General features: G+C 58.7%; 6 protein-coding genes. 3 read left to right on the forward strand and 3 right to left on the reverse strand.

What is annotated here, in order from left to right; translation table 11 throughout:
* The first annotated feature begins 21 nt into the window (after window positions 1-21).
* Window positions 22-1,512, forward strand: coding sequence for a nucleobase:cation symporter-2 family protein (locus Q0T48_RS03520; protein ID WP_295952454.1), 1,491 nt, complete (start codon window positions 22-24; stop codon window positions 1,510-1,512).
* 264 nt (window positions 1,513-1,776) lie between these two features.
* On the opposite strand, the gene Q0T48_RS03525 is transcribed toward Q0T48_RS03520, so the two are convergent.
* Window positions 1,777-2,004, reverse strand: a complete 228-nt coding sequence (locus Q0T48_RS03525) for a hypothetical protein (RefSeq protein WP_295952457.1) — start codon at window positions 2,002-2,004, stop codon at window positions 1,777-1,779.
* A 61-nt stretch (window positions 2,005-2,065) separates the two neighbouring features.
* Window positions 2,066-2,554, reverse strand: a complete 489-nt coding sequence (locus tag Q0T48_RS03530) for an Lrp/AsnC family transcriptional regulator (protein WP_295952459.1) — start codon at window positions 2,552-2,554, stop codon at window positions 2,066-2,068.
* 135 nt (window positions 2,555-2,689) lie between these two features.
* On the opposite strand from Q0T48_RS03530, the gene glmS reads away from it, so the two are divergent.
* Window positions 2,690-4,570 carry a glutamine--fructose-6-phosphate transaminase (isomerizing) gene (gene glmS, locus Q0T48_RS03535; protein WP_295952462.1) on the forward strand — a complete coding sequence of 627 codons (1,881 nt, stop codon included), beginning with the start codon at window positions 2,690-2,692 and terminating at the stop codon, window positions 4,568-4,570.
* Between the two features lie 448 nt (window positions 4,571-5,018).
* Here the strand turns inward: glmS and Q0T48_RS03540 are convergent, their stop codons facing one another.
* Complete coding sequence (locus Q0T48_RS03540) at window positions 5,019-6,254, reverse strand: ROK family protein (protein ID WP_295952464.1); 1,236 nt, start codon at window positions 6,252-6,254, stop codon at window positions 5,019-5,021.
* A gap of 345 nt (window positions 6,255-6,599) precedes the next feature.
* Here Q0T48_RS03540 and Q0T48_RS03545 point away from each other — a divergent pair, with 345 nt between their 5' ends.
* Complete coding sequence (locus Q0T48_RS03545) at window positions 6,600-6,890, forward strand: substrate-binding domain-containing protein (protein ID WP_295952467.1); 291 nt, start codon at window positions 6,600-6,602, stop codon at window positions 6,888-6,890.
* The last annotated feature ends 215 nt before the right edge of the window (window positions 6,891-7,105 follow it).

The following is a 7,105-nucleotide window of genomic DNA, read 5'->3' on the forward strand; positions in this document are numbered from 1 at the left end:
CCATTCACCCGAGAGCCGCCTATGTTGCCCGTCCTGCCAGACCCCGTAGAAGAACGCCTGCCCGCCGCGCAGCTCACCGCCCTGGGCCTGCAGCACGTGCTGGTGATGTACGCCGGTGCCGTGGCCGTGCCGCTCATCGTAGGCCGCGCGCTCAAGCTCAGCCCGGAGCAGGTGGGCATGCTGATTTCGGCCGATCTGTTTTGCTGCGGTCTGGTCACGTTGATCCAGGCGCTGGGGACTACGCAGTGGTTTGGCATCAAGCTGCCGGTGATGATGGGCGTGACCTTTGCGTCGGTAGCCCCCATGGTTGCCATGGCCAACAGCCACCCCGGCTTGGAGGGCGCGGGTCTGGTGTTTGGCTCCATCATCGGCGCGGGCGTGGTGTCTATTTTGATTGCGCCGCTGGTGAGCCGCCTGCTGCGGTTTTTTCCGCCGGTGGTCACCGGCACCATCATCGCGGTCATTGGCATCAGCCTGATGCGTGTGGGCATCAACTGGATTTTTGGCAACCCGTTTGGCCCCACCGCGCCCAGCGTGGTCAACCCCGACCACGCCCAGTGGCTGGCCAATGCCGCCGCCGTGGCCACCGCGCCCGGCTCGCCCCTGCCGCCGGTGCCTGCTGGCTTGGCTATTGCGCCCAGCGTGCCCAACCCCAAGTACGCCGACCTCACCGGCGTGGGCATTGCCGCGCTGGTGCTGGTGACCATTTTGCTGATCGCCAAGTATGCCAAGGGTTTTTTTGCCAATATCTCGGTGCTGCTCGGGATCGTGGCGGGCGGGGTGGTGGCCAGCGCGCTGGGGCTGATGACGTTTGAAAAAGTCGGCAAGGCCGCGTGGTTCGACTTGGTGCTGCCGTTCGAGATTGCGCTGCCCATCTTTGACCCGGTGCTGATCCTGACCATGTCGCTGGTGATGGTGGTGGTGATGATCGAGTCCACCGGCATGTTTCTGGCGCTGGGCGACATGACAGGGCGCAAGGTGGACCAGGCGGCGCTGACCCGGGGCCTGCGCACCGACGGCCTGGGCACGTTGATCGGCGGCATCTTCAATACCTTCCCTTACACCAGCTTTTCGCAGAATGTGGGCCTGGTGGCGGTGACCGGGGTGAAGAGCCGGTTTGTCTGTGTGGCCGGGGGCTTGCTGCTGATTTTGCTGGGCCTGCTGCCCAAGATGGCGGCGCTGGTCGAATCCCTGCCCACCGTGGTGCTGGGCGGCGCGGGGCTGGTGATGTTTGGCATGGTGGCCGCCACCGGTATCCGCATCCTGGGCGGGGTGGACTTCAAAACCAACCGCTTCAACGCGCTGATCGTGGCCATTTCCATCGGCATCGGCATGGTGCCGCTGATTGCGCCCAACTTCAAACAGTGGATGCCGCACAGCCTGCACCCCTTGATCGAGTCTGGCATTCTGCTGGCATCCATCGCGGCGGTGGCGCTGAACCTGTATTTCAACGGGGCCAAGGGCGGGGCCGATGAGGCCATTGCCGCCGCCAAAATGGCGGATGCCCACTAGTTGACGTTGTCACTTCAGAAAAGTAACGACTGAGCTCCCTCGTGCTGACATAACGCATGCCATCCAGAAACACCGCAGAACTGGCTTTGCCCGGCTGCTTGTCGTATCTGTTTTTCAAACAGATACGAGGGGGGAGGCGAAAGATGCGTAGCACTGCAGCCTAGGGTGTGAAAATTTACTCCTAAAAAAATAGCGTCTAGCGTATGTTTAATATACGCTAGACGCTATTTTTACATCTAGTTTTTTGGTTTAAAAATATAGCAATCAGCTACCGGGCGAGGTGCCTGCATGCGGGTTGGCCTGTACTGGGGCTGCGGTGGTGGCACCGGGGTGGCCCCACCAGTCTTTGGGGTCGGTGAAGGTAACCCGGCAGCCGGTGCAGCGGTACACGCCGGTCGGCAGGAGCGCGCCGCTGGCATCGCGGCCAATCACGGGCTGGTAGCTGGTGGCACCGCATTGGCTGCATTTGTAAATCGTTTTGTAATGCGTCATGGTGCGGGTAATGTAAATGCATACAGGCTGACTCTGTGCCCCAAGGCTGTAAAGCCCCGGGTCATGCGGGGAGCACCGGCACAAACGGTGCAAATTTGCTGCGCTTGAGGCTAAAAAATGCCTTCACATTGCGCACATTGGCGTCAACGGTAAACAAGCGCTGCGCCAGCGCCAAGTAGCCCGGCATGTCGTGCGCAAACACCACCAAGCAGAAATCAGGCCCGGGCGACACGCGGTAGCACTGCTGCACGGCTTCATCGGCAGCCACCCGCAGCTCGAAAGCGGCCAAGCGTTCCTCGTCCTGCCGGTCCAGCGTGATCTCAACGATGGCCGTGAGGCCGTGGCCCTGCTGCACCGCCAGTTTGTCGGCACTCAAAATAGCCACCTGCCGCTCGATCAGCCCCGCTTCCACCAGCCGCTTGACCCGGCGCAGGCAGGTAGGTGCGGATACATGCACCAGCTCGGCCAGGGCGAGGTTGCTCAGCGACGCATCTATCTGCAGCTGGTGCAGCAGGCGCAGGTCGGTATTGTCTAGATTTATTTGTTCCATAAATTTAATATAAATGAAATTTAATTTCTTGTATTTGTATTCGAGAAATTAAACTACAAATAACGTGAAATATTGAAACCTTTGGATTGAGGCTAGAGCTTAACATCCGCTCACTCAACAACCTCGGAGTTTTCTATGTGTGGCATCGTTGGCGCAGTCTCTACCCGCAATATCGTCCCTATCCTGGTCCAGGGCCTGCAACGGCTAGAGTACCGGGGCTATGACTCCTGCGGCGTGGCCATCCAGGACAACGGCCAGACCACCCAAAACACCGGTGCCCTGCGCCGCGCCCGCAGCACCTCGCGCGTGGCCGAGCTGATGACCCAGGTGGCCGAGGACCATATCGAAGGCGGCACCGGCATCGCCCACACCCGCTGGGCCACCCACGGCGCACCCGCGGTGCACAACGCCCATCCCCATTTCAGCCACGGCCCCGGCAAAGATTCAGCCGACCGTCCCGGCCGCATCGCCCTGGTGCACAACGGCATCATCGAAAACCACGACGAACTCCGCGCCGCCCTGCAAGCCAAGGGCTACGTGTTCACCAGCCAGACCGACACCGAAGTCATCGCCCACCTGGTCGATAGCCTGTACAACGGCGACCTGTTTGAAGCCGTCAAGGCCACCGTGCTGCAACTACGCGGCGGCTACGCGATTGCCGTGTTCAGTAAAGACGAGCCGCACCGCATCATCGGTGCCCGTGCCGGTTCACCCCTGATCCTGGGCGTGGGCCAGGGCGAGATCTTTTTGGCCAGCGATGCCATGGCGTTGGCCGGCGTGACCGACCAGATCGTCTACCTGGAAGAGGGTGACGTGGTGGACGTGCAACTAGGCAAATACTGGATCGTGGACAAGGCCCACAAGCCTGTCATTCGCAGCGTCAAAACCGTGCACGCCCACAGCGGCGCGGCTGAACTGGGCCCGTACCGCCACTACATGCAGAAAGAAATTTTCGAGCAGCCCCGCGCCATCGGCGACACGCTGGAAGGCGTGACATCCATCGTGCCAGGCCTATTCGACGGCCCCAACGGTGGCGATGCCGCCAAGGTGTTTGCCGACATCGACTCGGTGCTCATCCTGGCCTGCGGCACCAGCTACTACAGCGGCTGCACTGCCAAATACTGGCTGGAATCCATCGCCAAAGTCCCCACCCAGGTAGAGATTGCCAGCGAATACCGCTACCGCGACTCAGTGCCCAACCCCAAGACGCTGGTGGTCACCATCACCCAGTCTGGCGAAACCGCCGACACCCTGGCGGCACTGCGCCACGCCCAAGGCTTGGGCATGCAGCACACGCTGACGGTCTGCAACGTCTCCACCTCGGCCATGGTGCGCGAATGCGAGTTGGCTTACATCACCCGCGCCGGGGTCGAGATCGGCGTGGCTTCTACCAAGGCCTTCACCACCCAGTTGGCAGGCTTGTTTTTGTTGACCCTTGCATTGGCCAAAACCAAGAGCCGCCTGAGCGCCGACGAAGAAGCCGGGCACCTCAAAGCCATGCGCCACCTGCCCGCCGCCCTGCAAGCCGTGCTGGCTCTGGAGCCCCAGCTCATCGCTTGGGCCGAAGACTTCGCGCCGAAAGAGAATGCACTGTTCCTGGGCCGTGGCCTGCACTACCCCATCGCCTTGGAAGGCGCGCTCAAGCTCAAGGAAATTACCTACATCCACGCCGAAGCCTACGCCGCAGGTGAGCTCAAACACGGCCCGCTGGCCCTGGTGACCAGTGAGATGCCGGTGGTGGCCGTGGCCCCGAACGACACGCTGATCGAAAAGCTGAAAAGCAATCTGCAAGAAGTCCGCGCCCGCGGCGGCGTGCTCTACGTGCTGGCCGATGCCGACTCCCACATCGTCAGCGGCGAAGGCCTGCACGTGATCCGCATGCCCGAGCACTACGGCGCGCTGTCACCCCTGCTGCACGTGGTGCCGCTGCAATTGCTGGCGTACCACACGGCATGTGCGCGAGGCACGGATGTGGACAAGCCGCGCAATTTGGCGAAGAGTGTGACCGTCGAATGACGGGCACGTGTGCGGCTGACTGGAGCAAATAAAGTCCGTCGGGAATTTGTAATCCAAAAAAGGGGCCGGTGATCCCTTTTTTAGCATGGCAATTTGGTTCTATGTGCGTAACCAGTCGCTTCGCAGTTGCTACTGCCGGCTATGCAGCGGTTGCTGCGGGTGGCTCTTGGTACACATTTACCAGTTACTCTGCATAAAGCAGTCATTCGATCGATCCGGGCAATGTCGGCCTGACTCATTCAACATGACCTCCACAAAAGCCGGGGCAATTCACATCGATCGCGACGGACTTTATTTGTTGCAGTCATTGTGGTCACAGACAAGTCCAGTCTGATGCCCCAGCGCGGATTCGATCAGATAGCCAGTTACGCGTTCTAACCCCAGGCAGTTGAGCGATTGTCTGCCCTGTGGGTCGTCTGCCAAGCTGGGGAGCTGTCTTTGTTGACCGCTATGGGCGCGACTGTATTTTTTGCAGTCCTTGGGTGGACAGCACGTTATCTACACCCAGCGCAATACCACCGAGTACACCGGCTTCCCTGCCAACGCGAGAATTTTCAATGGTCAATCGGCGGGTTGCCAAAGGCGGTGCACGTCTATAGACGGCAGCGCGTACGCCTGACAGTAAATCGTCACTCATATGCGCCAGTTTTCCGCCCAGCACGATGCAAGATGGGTTGAACATATTCACCAAGGTCGCGACGACCTCACCAATTTGAGCGGCTGCTTCTCGAACCAGTCGTATCGCCAGGGTGTCGCCTGCCGCGACGAGGGCTGAGAGCTCGATTTCTTCACTGGGTTCGAGCCCTCGTGCTTGGCGGATCTGCCCAACAATAGAAGGTACTGAAGCAATAGCTTCAATGCATCCCACATTGCCGCAAGCGCACGTCACATTGCCACCATTTTCTGCCCGGATATGGCCAATGTCTCCGGCATCTCCATCGGCACCCCGGTGTAGCGCTCCATCCTTGGTGATGATGCCGCATCCGATGCCGCTGGCAACCTTGACGAAAAGCAGGGGTGATGCCGAAGCCAATCTGGAACGTGCTTCTCCGAGTGCCATGAGATTGACATCGTTGTCGACCAGCACGGTGATCCCCATCTTTTTCCGCAGCCATGCCGCAATCGGAAAACCATCCCAACCCGGCATGATCGGGGGACGGACGGACACGCCATTTTCAAAATCGACGGGACTGGCGACTCCTACAACCAGTGTTCGGACTCGGATGGATTGCAACAGGTTTTCTCGCATCAATGTATCGAAATGGCTGACGACTTTGTCCAGCAGGACTTCCGGTGCCACCTTGAAGTCTGGGGTGAAAGCATCTTCTGCCAACTTGTTGCGTGTCAGATCGGCAATCACCAGCCTGACGTGCGTGATGCCAATATCCGCGACCAGAACAATGCCGGCGCGGGCATTCAACGTGAGTCCCACCGAGGGTCTTCCTCGACCTGCATAGCGAGCCCGTAGTTCGCTGAACAAACCAAGGTCCAACAAGGGTTGCACATGGTCAGAAACCGTCGACCGTGCCATACCTGTTAGCCGCGCTATATCTGCTCTACCTATACCGGGTTGCACCGAGATCAGTTTGGCGAGTTCGCTCTGTACCTCGAGTTTTCCCAATTTAAAAGTAACCGCGGGCGCAACGGTTGCAGCTTCAGCATCGAGGATATGGGTAATTTGCATTGGAAGCGGCAACCGGGTCGTGGAACACTAAATGTACTCCAATGCGCTATTTAATCTGTATTTAACGTAGGTGAAAACTCTTTGTGGTCGATAGTTTTCATATTTATAACAAAAATCGAATTAAATAATACCAAATATGCCATATTGATGGCGGACTTAGACTCGCGGCAAATTAACAAGACCATCGGGGTCACAGGAGACTAAGCATGGCCTGGACGTCTGTGGCAGTAACTCCAACCTCCACTGATAAAGGATTTTCACCACCTTAAAAACCATCGCTCTTCACTATTTCGTCACATGGAAAAGCAACAAAAAAACGGCGTATGACGCGTCACAGGAGTCAACATGAAACTAAAAAAAATCGCAATTACTCTGGCAAGTGCCACTACTTTGTCCTTGGGCTTGCTCTCGGCCGCACAAGCCGCTGACTACGCCATCGTGCTGAAAACACTGGCTAGCCCGTACTGGGTCTCCATGAAGGACGGCGTGATGGCCGAAGCCAAGAAGCGTGGCGTAGAAGTGGACGTTTTTGCCGCCGCCAGTGAGGACGACATCACCGGCCAGCAGCGAATGATGGAAGACGTGGTCAATAAAAACTACAAGGCCGTGGGCGTGGCGCCTATTTCCCCGGTCTAGGCAATGCTGAACAAGGCCATTCAAAATGGCTCTTCCGGGGTACTGATAACAAGAATGCGCCGAATCCGGCCAAAACGAGTCGTTTTCTAACCCCTTGGGGCTAGGTTCGCGGGCCTTTGGGCCCACTTTGCGCCCCTACGGACGCACCTGTGCCAGCAACTCCTTGCGCCCCAGGTAGATGTTGGCCAGCGCCAGGGCCGTGAATGCCTGCGTCG

It is taken from the genome of Rhodoferax sp. (genome assembly GCF_025354435.1).
Lineage (GTDB): Bacteria > Pseudomonadota > Gammaproteobacteria > Burkholderiales > Burkholderiaceae_C > Rhodoferax_B.

Bases quoted from the DNA above. Each gene is read 5' to 3' on its own strand.
- Q0T48_RS03540 (WP_295952464.1), bottom strand. From the start codon at position 6,254: ATGCAAATTACCCATATCCTCGATGCTGAAGCTGCAACCGTTGCGCCC.
- Q0T48_RS03520 (WP_295952454.1), top strand. From the start codon at position 22: ATGTTGCCCGTCCTGCCAGACCCCGTAGAAGAACGCCTGCCCGCCGCG.
- Q0T48_RS03525 (WP_295952457.1), bottom strand. From the start codon at position 2,004: ATGACGCATTACAAAACGATTTACAAATGCAGCCAATGCGGTGCCACC.
- Q0T48_RS03545 (WP_295952467.1), top strand. From the start codon at position 6,600: ATGAAACTAAAAAAAATCGCAATTACTCTGGCAAGTGCCACTACTTTG.
- glmS (WP_295952462.1), top strand. From the start codon at position 2,690: ATGTGTGGCATCGTTGGCGCAGTCTCTACCCGCAATATCGTCCCTATC.
- Q0T48_RS03530 (WP_295952459.1), bottom strand. From the start codon at position 2,554: ATGGAACAAATAAATCTAGACAATACCGACCTGCGCCTGCTGCACCAG.